Here is a 17,589-nt window from a genome sequence, read left to right on the forward strand (position 1 = left end):
TCAATCAGAATTTGCATGATTTTGAAATTCGCGTTGAGTGATCATTGCACTCTTGTGTAGCTTCCTCTGGAGAGTTAGTAGTGAACAATGTAACTAATTATCTGGCGATCGCTCCGAAAATAACAGGCAACTTTCAGTTACCAAAAATACCTCTTTGCAAGGGTTTGTTACCACTGGCGACATAGCTAGATGCTTACGGCGCAGGCGAGATATAGGCAAAGAAATGGCGTAATCATGACAATATCGACTTATAGAGAACCAACTTATGTTTTCCGCATCACACCTGAGTTGGCTCTGCGTTGGACAAGTTTGAGTATCCTGTTGTTTGTCCTAACTCTGGCAGGCGTAAGTAGATTGTATCAAGTAATTCACGGGCAACCGTGGACATTTTCTTGGCAAACATCTTCCCAAACCTGGACTGGATTTCTGACGTTTCTGGCTTTTGTTGTGATTTTTTTTGGTACGCTCGTCATTCACGAATTATTACATGGGTTGGCTTTTCGTGCTTTTGGCGGATCACCCCGTTATGGTATCAAAGTTAAATATTTCTTTCCCTATGCTTACGCCACATCACCAGGAGATATATTTTCTCGCAACGCCTTTGTAACAATTGGGCTTGCTCCCTTGATAGTGATTGATTTGGTGTGTTTGGTTTTACTAGCAATCTTTCCACAAGCTACTTGGTTAGTTTGGGTATTAGTAATTAATACTTCTGGTGCAAGTGGTGATATCTGGATGGCTATACTGCTTCTGCGTTGCCCACAGTTAATTCAAGTAGAAGATCGTCGTGCAGGTATGGCAATTTATACTCCTGGTGAGATAGATCCTCGTTCTTTACCCTTTAAATCTTCTATTGACAAAACTCGTTCGGTTTTGGGAGCTTGGGGTAACATCACGTTAATAGTCTTAATGGTGTTTTTGATAGGTAGTTTTTTGCTACCCCTGATTTTTAATATTTTGCAAGTACCCTCATTTATGCTAGGTACAGATGCTTTTTGGCTGATCCGGTGGCAAAATGACGCAACAGGATTTGGGCTTACTTTTAACTTGGTGTCTTTACTACTAATAGCTGCTGGAATTGGAATTTTGGGTATTTTAGTGCAGGTATTTTTCCGAAGCCAATCATCAAATTAGAGTTTTGAGAAGTTCACTATTTGAAGCGTTTCACAATTTGATAGATTAATATCTGCCACTGGGCAAGAAAAATAAATCTATTGTTTCACCTACTCCCAAACCAAAGGCAGCAACCAAACTCAATAACAACAGTGCGTCTCGTTTACTAAAGCCTGCAAAGCGCAACTCTATTTCGGCTAAAACTGTAGTTGCTAATGGCGTTAGAACAAACGTAAAAAATAATGACCAAGTCGCTACTAAAGCAACCGATGCACTTAAACATAAAACTACTATTAATATTTGAGAACCATATCTAATTAAACGGTCTAACCAAGATAAGCTCTGCCCAACAACTGTAAGCACTAAACCTACTACCAATATTCCCACAACCCAAATAATGTGGTGAACAGATAGATACCATCCTAAGAAAGCATAAGAAAGCCACAGTAACATTACAGGTGTCCAAGGGAAATGATTGAAAATTTCAACATTCATAACCTAACTGTTAACCATGCTGGATAGAGTTTGATAATGATTGTATGAAGTATAAATAATAATTGAAATTTTATACGTCAAGCTTTTCTCATGTATGCTTCACAAGAAAGATTATTGGCAATCTTTAATAATTTAATAATTTTTCATTAGTTGTATATTTTATAACTACTAAATTTATCTATATTATCTATATTATCTATATAAGTATAATTCGTAATTATTATCTACGTGTCTGTAGGATTAGTATTTTTTGAATACATACGTAGGATGTATTGGTGTAACGCACCATCTCCAAGTCTTGGTGCTTACGGACTTCGTTTTAACACAACGACCGTTTTGTGGTCAGAAAATTTACACCACAAATTACCTTCCCTACAAATACTTTAGATTTTTTCAATCATCAAATCGGATTTCTATATTTCGTTAGATTCAAAATCTACGTAAAGATTTTCTAAGCAATTCAGCTAATCTGTGTCATTAGTAGAGACAATAAAAGTTTCACGAAAAATTGTGAAAGTTATGTGAAAGTTAGAGATGTTTCTCAGAACGATTTAACATCAGTCAAGATGAAATTTTTCACAGGTAATTTTTCTTCCTCAACAAAAGTAAAGTAAGCTAACACTGCTATTTGCATTACTCATAACTTCAATCACCCCGCAGCATCTACAAGCTTCTATTAATTTGTTTCAAATTACTTCAAGAAAATATGTCATCAGTCATTCAAGCGAAAACAAATACTTCGGAAATTGCTGCCAATAGTTCTACTCAGGAAAAGCTACATTACCAAATTGTTATTGTAGGTGGCGGTGCCGCAGGAATTACAGTCGCATCCCAATTGCAAACGAAGAATGGCAAACTCAATATAGCCATTGTAGAACCAAACGATAAACATTACTACCAACCAGCTTGGACGTTGGTAGGAGGAGGGCAATACAGCATTGATGCTACGGTTAAGTCAGAACAAAGCTGTATTCCCAAAGGAGTAACTTGGATTCGAGATTATGCTACCGAACTAGACCCCGATAATAATACTGTACTTAGCCGTTGTGGTAAACAAATTCACTACGATTACTTAGTGCTATGCCCTGGTATTCAAATTGATTGGCATTTGATAGAAGGCTTGCAAGATGCATTAGGTAAGGGAGGAGTATGCAGTAATTACGCGTTTGAATATGCTCCCCATACTTGGGAAGTAATTCGGAATTTTCAAGGAGGGAATGCTTTATTTACCTTCCCAGCAACTCCGATTAAATGCGGTGGCGCTCCCCAAAAAATTATGTATATGGCTGATGATGCCTTTCGCAAGCAGGGTGTTTGCAACAAAACTAACATGATGTTTTGCTCTGCTGTAGGTGCGATTTTTCCTGTTCCTGCTTATGCAGAAAGATTGCTCAAAGTAGTTGATCGCCGAAATATTCAATTAAAATTCAAACACAATCTCAAAGCAATCCGGGCGGAAGCTAAAGAAGCAGTTTTCGATGTCACCACAGACGAAGGTGTACAGCAGGTAGTTATCCCCTATGACATAATTCACGTAACCCCACCAATGAGCGCTCCTGATTTCATTAAGACTAGCAAGCTGGCTGTTGCTGAGGGGGCTGGAAAAGGTTGGGTAGATGTCAATAAAGAGACATTGCAGCACAATATTTATCCTAATGTCTTTAGTTTGGGAGATGCTTCTTCTTTGCCAACTTCCAAAACGGCAGCTGCCATTCGCCGACAAGCTCCTGTGCTGGTAGAGAATTTACTGGCTCTCATCGACTCTAGCTCTTTGACAGGAAGCTATAACGGCTATACTTGCTGTCCGCTAATTACGGGATACGGCAAAGTTATCATGGCAGAGTTTGATTACACTAACCAACCCATGTCTACTTTTCCAGTTGATCCCAGGGAGGAACGTTACAGTATGTGGTTGGTGAAGCGCCATGTTTTACCTTGGGTTTACTGGAATCGGATGTTAAAAGGGAAACGGTTTGAGGGTGATGCTTTGAAGTTAAAGGGTTGGAAGCAAGGGCAGAGTTGATACTGAAAGTGTTCATATCCCCGACTTCTGTAAAAAAGTCGGGGATCTATAGTGGCGAACTACTAGTGTCTATTGATGTATCTTAATTTTGCGATCTATTTCGGAGATGAATCTCTTGATTAGGTTCGTTATAGCATTTAGCTAGGAGTTCTTGACATAGGAGAATTACTATGTTCTTGATGCACAAGCCTACAGGAGATTTAATCGAAATTTTAACCTTAGATCAACTCTTCAACCCCTGTGCTAAAGAAGTAACAGGAGTCGATCACTTTGGTGAAGAGATGCAAGATCCAGCTTGCTATCAAAAAATAGAATTGGCGTTTCCTTCTGGTGAACGTTTGCCGCGTTGTTGGCTGGATGCCCATTATCGCGATACAGAACGTTCTACTAATCAAAAGGAGCTAAGTCTTAAGAACGGCTAATTATTTGTAAGAGAGCAACTAGTAATTTCGCTGCTGATCTAGTGTGAAAACACTCAAGGCAACGATACTTTCTGGAGTAGCAATAAAAATTTGAGATTGTTCGGTATCCAAAGGGCGATCGCTACTAATCAATTTCACTGATTTATCCCAGGCGATCGCCCTTTGCTATTGCCTATAAAAATGATTATGTAGTGATTTAACTAAGTTTTTAATTATGTCTTTTACCTGCGCTCACATTCTCCAAAAATACACAGAAATTTGGCATGAAGCTACTGTGCATCCTTTTTTAGAAAATTGTAAATCAGGTACAATTCAACCTCATCAATTTAATACATGGTTAGTACAAGATTACTTATTTGTTATCGATTTTACGCGGATGCTGGCAAGAGTATTAGCTAGTGCGCCTCCACAACATTTTGATGTGATACTTGTAGGATTAGCAGCACTTAAAGATGAGCTTAATTGGTTTAAAGAAAAAGCGGCTGAACGACAACTTAATCTTGATACAAAAAAACAGCCAACTTGTGAGCAATACTGTAAATATATGCATAGCCTAGCCGATATGCCTTATCCAGTACAAGCAACTGCATTGTGGGCTATTGAATGTGCCTATAATCAAGGTTGGCAATTACCTGGTGCTATGCCCGCACCCTACAACGAATTTGCACATAGATGGGGTAATTCTGACTTTACAGCATATGTAAAACTCTTAGAACAGCAAGCTGATCAAGTATTACAAACAGCTTCCACTTCTATTCAAAACCAAGCTGAAGAAGCTTTCATAAAAGTGGCGAAATTTGAAAAAGATTTTTGGCAGATGGCTTTTAATGCGGTACAGTAACAATATAAACAATCAGTTTCAAGGCTCATATTTCACTATTGCTTGTCGCATCAATATTGAGTTCAAACAATCAACACTACCTGTAATTAATTTACAAGTTTCCCTAACTTCTGAAAGTCCAACAACAATCCGAACATATAAACCATCATCTAACTCAGTCGTGGACACTTCATATAAAAATCTTGTTTTAGAGTTTGCAGCTAGTGCAGTAGCTAATGCAGGTGTTGTACAAATAATAGCTTTTTTGCCAGAGGGTAGATAATAATCAATAAAAAAGTCATGGTCTTTGCCAATATTGCTCCAACCATTGTACAACTGTTTTGAAGACCAATTTAAACACCTCAAATCAAGTCCTTTATTATTTGAACCCTGTTGAAAGGCAATTTTAGATATACCAAAATTATTATTCTCTTTTCGCTTTTGCTCGGCTAATATTCTCCTAGCATTATCAACATTTATAACTCTGATTTTGAGAATATCAAATAGAAAAAAAGTAAATGAAGCTAGTAGAAGCACTCCTAAACCTATTGTTGTCACCAATACACGAGGTTGGATTTGATGTAGTCTTGCAATTTTTTTCATTTTCATAGGTGCTTATATAATGGAGATAGTCACTTTGCTTAGTTTTGACAATGGTGTGATTAAAATTGTATGATGTCAATTCGATAATTGAATTATATTAACAAAAATATCTCTTAACTATGTAAGCAAACAATATAAAAAAATTAAGCACAAAAAGAATTATTATACAGTATTTAGGATGTTAGATAATATATTTCATAATTCCTACTACAGTGCTGTCTATTTTCTAAAACAAACTCCTGAAAAACGTTTGCAAATTCTCAAGCAACTCGGTATTGCTCGTTATGATTTTTTAATCAAAATTTCCTTGAATGAGGCAAATATAACTTGTGTAAATAGATTTTTGCAAAACCCTAATCAACTAAAATTTCCTAATTTAACAGGCTCAGATTTATCAGGCTTAGATTTGAATAATTCTAACTTTATTCGTGGTAATTTTACAGATGCAAATTTAAGCGGAAGTAGTTTAGTAAATTCAGATTTAATCTTTGCCAATTTTACAAGAGCAGATTTGAGAAGTGCAAATTTAAGTGATGCAACTTTGAATGAAACTATTTGGCTTGATACTCTAGTAGATGGATGTAAACTTGGTGAAGGAATTGGGTTGCCTAAAGAGCAATGCCAAAATTTAAAATCTCGCGGTGCTCAGTTCAATTTTATATAAAATAGTTAAGTGAAATAATAAAACACATGGACGTCCGGGAGACAGGCATAGGAATAAAAGTGTCTTTTCACAAGAGCAGCTTAACTTATGAAAAGCTAGCACAAAAAGTACACTAAAAGATAAAAAATTTTGAGTTAGGAAGAAGAAGATTAATGAATAATTCGATTCAGCTACCAAAAAAATTAATGTTACTAGGTTCGGGAGAACTTGGTAAAGAATTTGTAATTGCTGCTCAACGTCTTGGTAATTATATAATTGCCGTTGACCGTTACCCTCATGCTCCGGCAATGCAAGTTGCAGACTGCTCAGAAGTTATTTCCATGTTAAATGCAGAAGACTTGGAAAGAATTGTGAGCAAGTATCAGCCAGATTTTATCATTCCAGAAATTGAAGCAATTAGAACAGAAAAATTGTTGGAATTTGAACAACGAGGGATTACAGTTATCCCGACGGCAGCCGCAACCAACTATACGATGAATCGGGATAGAATTAGAGAATTAGCACATCAACAATTAGGCATTAGGACTGCTAAATATGGTTACGCCTCTACCCTAGAAGAATTAATCGCTATTTCCAAAGAAATTGGATTTCCTAATGTTGTCAAACCTGTGATGTCCTCTTCTGGAAAAGGTCAATCTGTAGTTAAAGATAGCATGGAAGTTGAGAAAGCTTGGAACTATGCGATCGCAGGTTCGCGAGGTGACAGTCAAAAAGTAATTGTTGAAGAATTTATAGATTTTGAAATTGAGATTACTTTGCTAACTATTAAACAGTGGAATGCCCCGACTATTTTTTGTCCTCCGATTGGGCATCGTCAAGAAAGAGGAGATTATCAAGAATCTTGGCAACCAGCCGAGATTTCGACAGAAATGATTTCACAAGCGCAATCAATAGCGAAAAAAGTTACTGATGCTTTGGGAGGTGCTGGAATTTTTGGAGTTGAGTTTTTTATCACTAAAGATGAAGTTATTTTTTCTGAACTTTCACCTCGCCCCCATGATACAGGAATGGTAACTTTAATTTCGCAAAATTTGAATGAATTTGAATTGCATTTAAGAGCTATTTTAGGTTTGCCTATTCCCCATATAGAACAATTAGGATTTTCGGCTAGTGCTGTAATCTTAGCCTCGGCAAAATCAGATTCAATAGTGTATACAGGTGTGGCTGAGGCTTTATCAGAACAAGATGTAGATATCAAGCTATTTGGTAAACCTAATGCTCACCCTTACCGAAGGATGGGAGTAGCTTTGGCTAAGGGCAGCAACATAAAAGAAGCAACAGAAAAAGCGATAAGAGCCGCCAAGAAAATCAAATTACTATAAAATGTCTATTTGGCTATTGTTTGTGCGATCGCAAAGTTGATATTAATACAGTGGGTGCCATAGAGAATTTTTAGCCACTTTCTAGCTCAGTCATGCTACAGCCACAATATTTAGGTTGCAAATGGTAGATGGCTTGCTTCCCTCACTTTCAGGAGGAAACTTTACATTGTTGAACCACTCATTTTGGTTCTATTTGTTTGTCTTCTTCGGGTTGATTATCGCCCGATACTTTCTCTTCGCTGGGGGAGCCTATTTGCTCTTCTATTCACTTCTAGGGAAGTCACTTGCCAAACGGAGTTTGCGGCGAAAACCTCCGATGGTTCAGTCAATTTTAAAAGATATCGAATTATCTGTACTGTCAGCTGTAGTTTTTGCTGTTTGTGCGGCGCTCATTATGTCAGAGTACGATTTGGGAGTAACACTCTTGTACACTGACTTGCGTGAGTACGGGCTGTGGTATTTAGGAGTTAGTTTTGTTTTGGTGCTCATCCTTCAGGATACCTACTTTTACTTTATCCATCGGATATTCCACCACCCGTCACTTTTTAGGTTGATGCATTATGGGCATCATCGTTCAGGAGATTCAACACCGTGGACATCTTTTGCATTCGACTTGCCAGAAGCGATTATACAGGCGCTCTTCTTTATTGTTATAGTCTTCATAGTCCCACTTCATTTCATCACCTTAATTGCTGTGCTGATGACGATGACTGTGTGGGCTGTGTTGAATCATCTTGGATTTGAAGTATTTTCTTCGTCATTTAAAAGCCACTGGTTTGGCAAGTGGTTGATTGGGCCGATGCATCACTCAATACATCATCGTAAGTATACCGTGCATTATGGATTGTACTTCACTTTTTGGGACAAGTTATTCGGTACGCAGATCCCTGGCTATGAGGACATTGCTGAAAGTGTAATTACAAATACTACGGGGATTGAGAATGAAATTTTTTAACAATGGTTGTTGTAGCAGACAATGCTATAAATGCAAGCAATGCGATCGCCAGTTTTTAGAATCCTACAGACGGTAGCGCTAATCCAAAGCAATTTCCTACCGTCAAGAATCTATTTTTCTCTTCTCCTTTACTCGTGAATAGTTCCGTCGGGCATTTTTGCTCCACTTAAGCCTGCTCTCCTCATATTTGCCCCTATAATATTTGCTCCACTCAGATCTGAATTATCTAGATATGCTCCATTTAAGTCTGCCCCATCTAGGTTCGCCTCCTTCAAGTTGGCTCCACTCAGATCTGCTCCCCTAATATCTGCTCCAGTAAGGTTTGTATTACTTAAGTCTGCCCCTTTCAAGTTTGCTCCACCTAAGTTAACATAGCTTAAGTCTGCTCCACTGAAATTCGCGTTAATCAAGTTTGCCCCACTCAAATCCGCATCAACTAATTCTGCACTAATCAGGCATATTTTAATCATTACTGCATCGGCAAGCGTTGCCTGATTCAGCTTCGCCTGACGAAGGTGTGCAGCAGTCAGATCCGCCCCCCTTAAGTCTGCTTGAATCAAGTGTGCTCCAGTCAGATGTGCCCCAACTAAATTTGCATTTGTTAAGCACACATGAACCAGGTTTACATTGCTAAAGTCCCGTTCTCCTAATGCGTATCGTCTCAAAAGTTCCTGAACATCCATATCTTTTATCTCCTAATAATTTGTCAAAATTTCTGTAAATTAATTAAGTAATGGGCTTTTTATCAATCTGGCTTTAGCTTTATGCAGCAAGCATTTTTTGCTGATTTGTGAATGTGACTGTATGTTTTTGTAAGGGTTGATAAACTGGCATTTCTTGGTAACAGTGACTACAACGCCAGTAGATTCCTTTCAAGTCAATATGACGTAGCAAAGTATATGAGCAGCAAGGGCAAGTATGCTTGCTTCTCATTAGATGCCAAGTATATATAGCTGTATTTTCTTCCCTTCTTCCAGTTAAAGAAGGAGTCAATGCTTGAAGAGATTTATTTAATAAAACTTGCATTTTTTTACCTGGTTATTGTTAATATATTTAACTTAGATTGTTATACTTAACTGTGGCAAGTTATAGTTGAATCTATAGTTATTATTTGTACTTATCTCTATTGAAAGGATTAGGAATTTGCTTGAGAAAGAAATCTTTGTCTATAGAGGTCAAATTTTTGATTTCATACCTCTATTCATGAAAAGCTATACTAAATATGGAAGTTATCTAAAGTTCCGACTTGATGTTGGAGATCTTGTCATTATATATTGCCCATTTATGGCTGCAATATTGCAAAATAATTAGCATTTGGAAATACCAACAATCAAGTTTTTCAGCTTCCGAGTAAGTACTATAAATGGCACGAGTAAACTTCTTCTAATTCAGTCCTAGCTCTATTCACTTTGAGGATACGACCCATCCACTTAGCGCCTCTGAGCATTTGAATTGCCGATATTTCTTCGGCAGATGTTTCCATTTCTACAACAGCAAATCCTTTGTTCTTACCAGTTTTCTTGCTCGTAGGTACTTGAACTTTCTTAACAGTTCCGTATTCTTCAAATATACGCTTGAGGTCGTCTTCTTCAACCTCATAAGATATATTACTTATATAAATTGACACATAGCACCTCTCGAACCAAATAGGTTGTAGAGATTTAGATCCGGGAAGGCGTCTATGACAATATTTTTATGGCGTAGTTACATAGCCGAAAATAATTCTCTTTAGTTTAACCCTAGCATGGAATAAGTGATCGCGCTTTCTTTCCGTGTAATTCTTAGTAGAACGTTACTCCTAACAATTGGCGATCAAGCTACTCACGCTGCATCACAAGTTGTTAAGTAAATTACAATCCCAAATCCACTGCTATTCTATGAGCGCAGGCAAATCCAGAAAAAGCTACCGCATTCAATCCTTGCCCTGGAAATGTACTATCTCCCACACAATACAATCCACTAATAGCAGTTCTATTAAATGGCATTGCCAGTAAACCTCGCAATTTGCGCCGAGGAATTGCTCCGTAAGTACCATCTTCGCGCCCTAAAAAGCGACGGTGACTGCGTGGCGTTCCTATTTCCAGATAATCTAGCCCTGCATCTAACCCCGGAAAAATTTTCTCTAGTCGCCCAATCATTCGTTCAGCGGCGGCTTCTTTTTTTGCTTCATAATTCTTTACACAAAGCCCTTGCCAATCATCTATCCAATGTGGGGTAAACGCGTGGATGATATGATATCCCGCAGGTGCTAAATCCCGATCTAGCAGTGTGGGAATCGACACAAAAATAGTACCTTCTGGAGCCTCCATTTTTTGCCAGTCTTCTAACAAAATGTGATGGCATTCCGTCTTTGCGGGTAATATAGATGCTTTAACACCCATATGTAAACTCAAAAAACTGGGTGATTTTTGATAATTTTTCTGCCACTTTTTCTCATTAAGAGGCATTTTACTTAATGGCAGCAACTTTTGGAAAGTATCCCAGCGTGTAGCGTTTGATACGATACGCTTGGCATAATAAGTTTGACCATTAGCCAGTTTAACACCTATAGCTCGCCCATTGTTTAAGAGAATTTGCGTGACTCTTGCTTGGTACTTAATTTCACCTCCAGCATTAATCAGTCCTTCCACAAGTTTTTGGGCTATTTTTCCCACACCACCTTTAGGATAGTTCACCCCACCATAATGACGATCTGAAAATACCATCCCAGCATTGATCATGGGCGTCATATCTGCTGGTACTACTGACCAGCAATAGCACTCCATATCAATAAATTGCAATAATAAGGGATCTTTGATGTATCGTCGTGCAACATCTCCAGCATTTTGCGGAAAATACTGTAACAATCTCAAACAAGCCAAAGGATGCCGAAAAAACATCCGCATCAGATAGCGTGGTTCTTCTAGTGATAATAAGTCCATGCTATTGAGGCAATTAAAGACTTTCCAGCATTCGCTATAAAATTGACGAATACCTTTAGCTTCATGAGGAAAATATGCAATTAAATTTTGTAGAAACTTTTCATAAATCCGTTCAACCTTGAGATTTAGACAATTGGGCAAATGATAGTGAATCTGCACGGGATCGGGAATTACTTCTAAACTGACATTAACGGCATTCAAGGCACGGGTAAGTAAGTTGGTTGTACCACGTTGTCCAAACCCAAAAATCATTGACGCACCAACATCAAAGCGATAGCCTTGCCGTTCAAAGTAACCAGCACTACCACCAGGAATCAAATAGCTTTCCAAGACAAGTACCTTAGCACCTTTTGCTGCTAATTGAGTCGCTGTTACCAAACCACCAATTCCAGAACCAATGATGATCGCATCATAATCGGGATTGGGGAATGGGGAATGGGGACTGGGGATTGGAAGCATGAAATCAGTCATTTTTAAAATTATTGCGTAGTAATATTTATCACAATTATCCTATAAATACACGTATTTTTACTTCCTAGCCCCTAGTCTCTGGCTTCTAGCCCCTAAGATCCTCCAAAAAAAAGAGGGACGAGCCTGCAAAGCTGGCTGATCCCGTCTGCCGATCCTTAAAGAGAGGAGAACACTGACTGTTAATATAACTTTGATTGAGAAAATCTGTCAACTATTAATGAAAAAAGTTTTCAATAATTTTTAGAAATAGGAATTTTGAGCCGATAGCCGGACATTCAGAAAGAGTATTATGATGTTTCAGTTGCTATACGATTTGTAAAACGCCTATTTCTGGCTATGACGCTACAATTGCGTGTTTACGTTCCACCCCATCCCCTAATTAAACATTGGTTGGCAGTTGCTCGCGATGCTGCCACACCTTCAGTATTATTTCGCACTGCCATGACAGAACTGGGACGCTGGCTGACTTATGAAGCAGCTAGAGAGTGGTTGCCGACTCAAGAGACAACAGTAGACACTCCTTTGGCTTCTTGCCCAGCAACGTTGATTGATCCGGGTGTACCAGTGGCTGTGGTGCCAATTTTGCGAGCAGGGCTAGGATTACTAGAAGGAGCGCAAACATTGCTGCCCTTGGCATCGATTTACCATTTAGGCTTGGAACGAAATGAAGAAACACTACAGCCTTCTTGTTATTTAAATAAATTGCCAGAAAAATTCCCGCCCCAAACACGCGTACTCATCACCGATCCGATGTTAGCAACGGGTGGTTCTATGCTCAAAGCCCTAGAAGAACTGACACAACGGGGTGTCGATCCAACTCTAATCCGGATTGTATGTGTGGTGGCTGCTCATCCAGCTTTACAAAAATTGAGTACAGCTTATCCTGGTCTCATAGTTTACACAGCTACTATAGATGGGGAGGTTAATAGCCAGGGATTTATTGTACCAGGTTTAGGAGATGCAGGCGATCGCACCTTTGGGACTTAAGCTAGTATGCAGCTAGAACAAATAAGTAACTAAACAATTCAAAACTTGCAGCGTTTCTTATTGGCGGTAAAAATATGAGTCAGCGTGATGGTTTTGCAAGCGGTTTTTTCCTTGGAGCGATTTTCGGTAGTGTAATAGGTGGAGTTGTAGGTGCAGTAGTTGCTTCTCGCACTGACAGCGAACTATCAGCCGAAGAAGAGCGTCAAATTACTACCGAGCCAGAAACTAGAAAAGCATCTTTGAAACGGCGTTCTATGAAAGCTCTAGAAATTGATGGCATGGAGATGGAAACGGCGCGGCGATCGCTAGAAGATAAAATAGCCCAATTGAATGCAACAATTGATGAAGTGCGACAGCAATTAGGCAACGTGAATAGTAACTCTAACCAGGGAAGTCACGAAAAGCCACTCACCAAAGATGCCTAAATCGAAGATTACAGGAGCAAAACAACTTCGTTGTGGCAAATAGCAGCCACAAACTTCATACGCCACAGCATAAGCTACCTTAAAATCAAAATATAAGACCGCAGTTTACACTTACGCTAGAAAGGAAACTCACCCATCCATGGATTTACTGATTGCCACACTGGCTACTTTCATCCAAATTTACAGCACCTTACTGATTATCAGGGTGTTGTTGTCATGGTTCCCCAATATCAACTGGTACAACCAACCATTTGCTGCTTTAAGCCAAGTTACTGACCCTTATCTGAATATCTTCCGTAATATAATTCCCCCACTGGGTGGTATCGATATTTCCCCCATCTTGGCATTTCTGCTACTTAACATAGTTGGCAATCTACTCTATTCTCTTAGAGGTTTGCCATTGCTTGGTTAAATTAGGAACAACAAAGCAAGTAAAATTACGATTGTAGAGACTTTCCTGACGGATGTCTCTACATTTTGTTTTTTGTTTTTAAGTAACCAGACAGAATTAATTACACATTTTTCCTGTCCCCTGTTCCCCGTTCCCTTGCTTAACTAGATAATTTATTTTGCACAACCACTTAATTTGCTTACAACTCAGGATGTAACCAATTAAACAACCCCAAAGAAGCAACTGTGCCAACGTAATGAGCGGTGATGCCCGTCATACTTGCCATGGCAACAAAGATATCTAGCGAGCGAATAATCCGAGTCGGATCGTAAATTGCTACCCCTTGTGGTTGAGCAATAGATTTTGAGAGCAGAACACCCAAACCAGATCCTCCTCCCAAAATAGTTAGCAACAATCCTACAAAACCTGCAATTACAGCGATTCGCAGCACTTTCATTACTTCTGCTTTCTTAGGATGCAATGTTGGATCAGGATTGCGGAGTCGTTTGGCAAAGCGAGTAATTCTAAAAGCGAGATAGCTAGTAAATAATAAGGCAAGAATTCCACACACTCCCCAAAAGATACTAATGTTAACTCCAGGGGTTGTTCCTTGATTGTAATTAACACCTGGTACTACACCTGGTGCTCCTGGAGTAGGTGTTATGGCTTGGTTGAAGCTACGACCGGAAATTGCAAAAATCAACATTAGAACAGAAGCTGCTCCCAATCCAAGCTGTAACCACAAGCTAACCCAACTAACAAAGCGTAAAATGTTGGCGATTCTTTCCAATTTAGGATTAAGAGTATGTACTTCTGGCTGGGCTTGCATGGCTGTTTAATCTAAATGGAAGATAAGATTTTCTTATCTCAACAGTAGGAATCTGGGCAGGAGATTACGACTTTCTGAAGTAAGAATATTCTTGGCTGAAAGTATTACTTAAGTAGCGGTAGTTAACGCCTTATGTAGAGGTATTTTTGCGATCGCTACTTTATTGGCAGCGATCAAAGAGAAATTGTTGCTGCTGAAGTACTACCAAAAACAGCCCATCAAACCCAAGAACTATCTTTGCTAACCTAGTTATATAGTTATATTAAATTTCATTCCTTTTCCAGAAAATGACTGCGACTAGCTAAAAAAGGTTTAATAAAATGGCTCATTTAAATCTGCGTCGCCCCGAAAATATTAGTGGCGACTTTTATGTAGATACCACCTGCATTGACTGCGATACTTGTCGTTGGATGGCTCCCGAAGTTTTTATTGAAGCCGAGGGAATGTCAGCTGTTTATCATCAACCAGCGAATAAAAAGGAAAGAATAAAAGCACTGCAAGCACTTTTAGCTTGCCCAACAAGTTCTATTGGCACAATTGAGAAGCCCGAAGATATCAAAACAGTTCAGCTAAGTTTTCCAATTCCTGTTGAGGATAACGTTTACGATTGTGGTTATCATTCAGAAAAATCCTATGGTGGAGCAGGCTATTTTATTCAACTACCAGAAGGTAATGTTTTGGTAGATTCCCCTCGTTTTACGCCGCCTTTAGTCAAGCGTTTGGAAGAGATGGGAGGAATGCGTTATATGTTCCTGACTCACATGGATGATGTGGCAGATCATCAAAAGTATGCAGAGCATTTTGGATGCCAGCGCATCCTTCACAAGGATGATATTACTGCCGATACTCGTGATGTAGAAATTCAATTGACTGGCTCAAAGCCAACTCAGTTAACTCCTGATTTATTAATTATTCCAGTTCCTGGACACAGTAAAGGACATACAGTCTTGTTATATAAAAACAAGTTTTTGTTTGCTGGCGATCATCTGGCTTGGAATGATGAACTTGGGCATTTGTTCGCTTTTCGTCAATATTGCTTTTACTCTTGGACAGAATTAATTAAGTCAATGCGTAAATTAGCTAATTATACTTTTGAATGGGTTTTACCCGGTCATGGACGAAGATATCATGCTGATGCCAAGACTATGAAAGAGCAAATGCAAAAGTGTATTGAGTGGATGGAAGTTAATTGAAAATAGGGGCTAGGGAAGAGAGGTTTTCATCAATTCGTCATTGCCATTGCATTAATCCCATGAGCGTCTAGCTTAAGAAAGATATGACAGTAGAGAAAAGCTGCCGCAATATAAAGCAAGATAACTGCTACTGACGCTGGCTAGCCAGTAGGGTGCGTTAAAGCAACGCATAGAGCACCGCAGGGTTATGGTGCGTTACGGCTAGTTCTTATTCTCTTAAACTCTCTCAAATCCTTGCATACCCGTAACACAACGGCAATAAAGCGGGAGGAACATCCACTCCGCTTTTTGCCTCCCCTACTTAACTAGGGAAGAGGGCTTTTCATCAATTCGTTGAGGAATCATCCAAAATTTGGGGAGGATATTTCTTGAGCGTGCCAATCGTGGGCTTGTTGGCGGATGCTTTGTAATTCTTCTTGGGATATTTTATCTAAATTTTTCATCATAAAGCTCATCCGCCCTTGAAGTTGGAGTTGCTCGCGGTGTCGATTTAGAAAGTTCCAGTAGAAAAAATTGAACGGACAAGCATTCTTACCGATACGTTCTTTGTGATTATAAACACAGCTTTTGCAATAGTCACTCATCCTATTTATGTAGTTAGCAGAAGCGGCATAAGGTTTGGATGCCAAAACCCCTCCATCAGCAAATAAACCCATACCGATGACATTTGTCTGCATTACCCAGTCATAAGCATCAATGAACGCGGCATGAAACCAATTTTCGACTGATTGCGGCGAGATTCCGGCAATTAGCGCAAAATTACTCACCACCATTAACCGTTGGATATGATGAGCATAGCCCGTGCGCTGCACTTGCGTAAGAACTTGGTGCAAACAATTCATTTTAGTTCTACCTGTCCAAAAAAATTCCGGTAGTGGTTGTGTGTGGTTAAACCAATTTTTTTCCGAGTAGTCTGCATCGACATAGTGATAGATGCCATGCATATATTCTCGCCAACCCAACACCTGACGAATGAACCCTTCCACGTTATTTAAAGGTAGTTGATGTTGCTCATATGCTTGTTGAACTGCTTGAATTACCTCCCAAGGTTGAAGTAAACCGATATTCAGATAGGGAGAAAGCAGCGCGTGCCACATTGTCTCTTCTCCCGTCAACATTGCATCTTGGTAGAAACCAAAGTTATTAAGTCGATTTTGAAGAAACCAATCTAATACCTGAAGTGCTTGTTTGCGAGTTACTGCCCAGCGAAAAGGTTCCACCTCACCGTAAGTTGGCACAGAAAGAGAATTAACTTTGGCGATCGCCTCGCGAGTAATTTCGTCTGGCTCAAACCAATGGGCAGGTGGTGTATTTAGCTTTCCTTTTGGTGGTTGACGATTTTCTTGATCAAAATTCCATTTTCCCCCCACTGGTTTGTCTTTCTCAATTAAAATTTGGAAACGTCGCCTTCCTTCGCGATAAAAATCTTCCATGAGCAGGCGCTTTCTACCTTTAGCCCAATTGTTGAATTCTTCTGTAGTCCACAAAAAATGATTGTTGGGAATCAAAAGTTTATGGCAAGAAAGTTCTAAACTTTGAATTATCTGCGAAAATGGGCGATCGCTTGGCCTCATCACCCGCAACTCAGTAATTTGATTTGCCTCGATCCATTCTTGAAGCGGTGTTTCAAAATCTTCAGCAATTTTGTATGTTACTGAGTATCCAAATTGGCGCAATTCTTCAGCAAAATGCCGCATTGCCGACCAAACCAAGACTAGTTTTTGCTTATGATAGGGTCTGACTTGGACATGACGCAACGACTCAATCAGAATTACAGGCACATTCTGTTGATGAGAACAACTTTGCAAAGCTGCTTGTTTTTCCCAAAGCTGATCACCTAAGATCCAAACCCCAATCGTCATTGTAAGTACCAAAACTACCCAGAACTACAGATAAACATAACGCAGTTAGCTTCCGGAACGCACAAAAGTCAGAACTTACGCCACGGTGGTAGG

Annotated in this window: 19 protein-coding genes; 11 read left to right on the plus strand and 8 right to left on the minus strand. The window is 39.3% G+C overall.

Annotated features, from left to right (window positions below; translation table 11 throughout):
- The first annotated feature begins 234 nt into the window (after nucleotides 1-234).
- Entirely contained in the window at nucleotides 235-1,134 is a 900-nt protein-coding gene (locus QUB80_RS33110) for a DUF3267 domain-containing protein (RefSeq protein WP_289793708.1), read from the plus strand.
- A 45-nt stretch (nucleotides 1,135-1,179) separates the two neighbouring features.
- On the opposite strand, the gene QUB80_RS33115 is transcribed toward QUB80_RS33110, so the two are convergent.
- The gene (locus QUB80_RS33115; RefSeq protein WP_289793709.1) at nucleotides 1,180-1,608 is read right to left on the minus strand and encodes a hypothetical protein; all 429 of its coding nucleotides are present in this window, start codon (nucleotides 1,606-1,608) and stop codon (nucleotides 1,180-1,182) included.
- A gap of 706 nt (nucleotides 1,609-2,314) precedes the next feature.
- Between QUB80_RS33115 and QUB80_RS33120 the strand changes: the two genes are divergently transcribed.
- From QUB80_RS33120 to QUB80_RS33130, 3 genes are all read left to right on the plus strand, one after another.
- Nucleotides 2,315-3,631 carry an NAD(P)/FAD-dependent oxidoreductase gene (locus tag QUB80_RS33120; protein ID WP_289793710.1) on the plus strand — a complete coding sequence of 439 codons (1,317 nt, stop codon included), beginning with the start codon at nucleotides 2,315-2,317 and terminating at the stop codon, nucleotides 3,629-3,631.
- Nucleotides 3,632-3,801: 170 nt separating this feature from the next.
- Complete coding sequence (locus QUB80_RS33125; protein ID WP_289793711.1) at nucleotides 3,802-4,053, plus strand: acetyltransferase; 252 nt, start codon at nucleotides 3,802-3,804, stop codon at nucleotides 4,051-4,053.
- Between the two features lie 214 nt (nucleotides 4,054-4,267).
- A complete protein-coding gene (locus QUB80_RS33130) occupies nucleotides 4,268-4,894 on the plus strand; it encodes a TenA family protein (protein WP_289793712.1) in 627 nt (208 codons plus the stop codon).
- An 18-nt stretch (nucleotides 4,895-4,912) separates the two neighbouring features.
- On the opposite strand, the gene QUB80_RS33135 is transcribed toward QUB80_RS33130, so the two are convergent.
- Complete coding sequence (locus tag QUB80_RS33135) at nucleotides 4,913-5,476, minus strand: hypothetical protein (protein ID WP_289793713.1); 564 nt, start codon at nucleotides 5,474-5,476, stop codon at nucleotides 4,913-4,915.
- A 178-nt stretch (nucleotides 5,477-5,654) separates the two neighbouring features.
- On the opposite strand from QUB80_RS33135, the gene QUB80_RS33140 reads away from it, so the two are divergent.
- The 3 genes from QUB80_RS33140 (at nucleotide 5,655) to QUB80_RS33150 (ending at nucleotide 8,417) form a co-directional block, all read left to right on the plus strand.
- Nucleotides 5,655-6,140, plus strand: a complete 486-nt coding sequence (locus tag QUB80_RS33140; RefSeq protein ID WP_289793714.1) for a pentapeptide repeat-containing protein — start codon at nucleotides 5,655-5,657, stop codon at nucleotides 6,138-6,140.
- Nucleotides 6,141-6,292: 152 nt separating this feature from the next.
- Nucleotides 6,293-7,462 (plus strand): formate-dependent phosphoribosylglycinamide formyltransferase, encoded by a 1,170-nt coding sequence (gene purT, locus QUB80_RS33145; protein WP_289793715.1) that lies wholly within the window; start codon nucleotides 6,293-6,295, stop codon nucleotides 7,460-7,462.
- 133 nt (nucleotides 7,463-7,595) lie between these two features.
- The gene (locus QUB80_RS33150; protein ID WP_289793763.1) at nucleotides 7,596-8,417 is read left to right on the plus strand and encodes a sterol desaturase family protein; all 822 of its coding nucleotides are present in this window, start codon (nucleotides 7,596-7,598) and stop codon (nucleotides 8,415-8,417) included.
- A 128-nt stretch (nucleotides 8,418-8,545) separates the two neighbouring features.
- On the opposite strand, the gene QUB80_RS33155 is transcribed toward QUB80_RS33150, so the two are convergent.
- From QUB80_RS33155 to crtH, 4 genes are all read right to left on the minus strand, one after another.
- Nucleotides 8,546-9,100, minus strand: coding sequence for a pentapeptide repeat-containing protein (locus tag QUB80_RS33155; RefSeq protein WP_289793716.1), 555 nt, complete (start codon nucleotides 9,098-9,100; stop codon nucleotides 8,546-8,548).
- Nucleotides 9,101-9,179: 79 nt separating this feature from the next.
- Nucleotides 9,180-9,443, minus strand: a complete 264-nt coding sequence (locus tag QUB80_RS33160; RefSeq protein ID WP_289793717.1) for an eL43 family ribosomal protein — start codon at nucleotides 9,441-9,443, stop codon at nucleotides 9,180-9,182.
- A 331-nt stretch (nucleotides 9,444-9,774) separates the two neighbouring features.
- Nucleotides 9,775-10,044: an RNA recognition motif domain-containing protein gene (locus QUB80_RS33165; RefSeq protein ID WP_016872798.1), complete on the minus strand. Its 270-nt coding sequence runs from the start codon at nucleotides 10,042-10,044 to the stop codon at nucleotides 9,775-9,777.
- A gap of 223 nt (nucleotides 10,045-10,267) precedes the next feature.
- On the minus strand, nucleotides 10,268-11,809 hold the full coding sequence (crtH, locus tag QUB80_RS33170) for a carotenoid isomerase (RefSeq protein ID WP_289793718.1): 1,542 nt from the start codon (nucleotides 11,807-11,809) through the stop codon (nucleotides 10,268-10,270).
- A 336-nt stretch (nucleotides 11,810-12,145) separates the two neighbouring features.
- Between crtH and upp the strand changes: the two genes are divergently transcribed.
- The 3 genes from upp (at nucleotide 12,146) to QUB80_RS33185 (ending at nucleotide 13,633) form a co-directional block, all read left to right on the plus strand.
- Complete coding sequence (gene upp, locus QUB80_RS33175) at nucleotides 12,146-12,796, plus strand: uracil phosphoribosyltransferase (RefSeq protein ID WP_289793719.1); 651 nt, start codon at nucleotides 12,146-12,148, stop codon at nucleotides 12,794-12,796.
- A gap of 74 nt (nucleotides 12,797-12,870) precedes the next feature.
- Nucleotides 12,871-13,221 (plus strand): ssl2009 family thylakoid membrane protein, encoded by a 351-nt coding sequence (locus QUB80_RS33180; RefSeq protein ID WP_289793720.1) that lies wholly within the window; start codon nucleotides 12,871-12,873, stop codon nucleotides 13,219-13,221.
- Nucleotides 13,222-13,360: 139 nt separating this feature from the next.
- Nucleotides 13,361-13,633, plus strand: coding sequence for a YggT family protein (locus tag QUB80_RS33185; protein ID WP_289793721.1), 273 nt, complete (start codon nucleotides 13,361-13,363; stop codon nucleotides 13,631-13,633).
- 178 nt (nucleotides 13,634-13,811) lie between these two features.
- On the opposite strand, the gene QUB80_RS33190 is transcribed toward QUB80_RS33185, so the two are convergent.
- Entirely contained in the window at nucleotides 13,812-14,441 is a 630-nt protein-coding gene (locus QUB80_RS33190; protein WP_289793722.1) for a DUF3611 family protein, read from the minus strand.
- A 320-nt stretch (nucleotides 14,442-14,761) separates the two neighbouring features.
- Between QUB80_RS33190 and QUB80_RS33195 the strand changes: the two genes are divergently transcribed.
- Complete coding sequence (locus QUB80_RS33195) at nucleotides 14,762-15,634, plus strand: MBL fold metallo-hydrolase (protein ID WP_289793723.1); 873 nt, start codon at nucleotides 14,762-14,764, stop codon at nucleotides 15,632-15,634.
- A gap of 341 nt (nucleotides 15,635-15,975) precedes the next feature.
- Here the strand turns inward: QUB80_RS33195 and QUB80_RS33200 are convergent, their stop codons facing one another.
- Complete coding sequence (locus QUB80_RS33200; protein WP_289793724.1) at nucleotides 15,976-17,496, minus strand: cryptochrome/photolyase family protein; 1,521 nt, start codon at nucleotides 17,494-17,496, stop codon at nucleotides 15,976-15,978.
- Nucleotides 17,497-17,589 lie beyond the last annotated feature (93 nt).

Origin of the sequence: Chlorogloeopsis sp. ULAP01 (assembly GCF_030381805.1) — a bacterium.
In the GTDB taxonomy this organism is placed as follows: domain Bacteria; phylum Cyanobacteriota; class Cyanobacteriia; order Cyanobacteriales; family Nostocaceae; genus Chlorogloeopsis.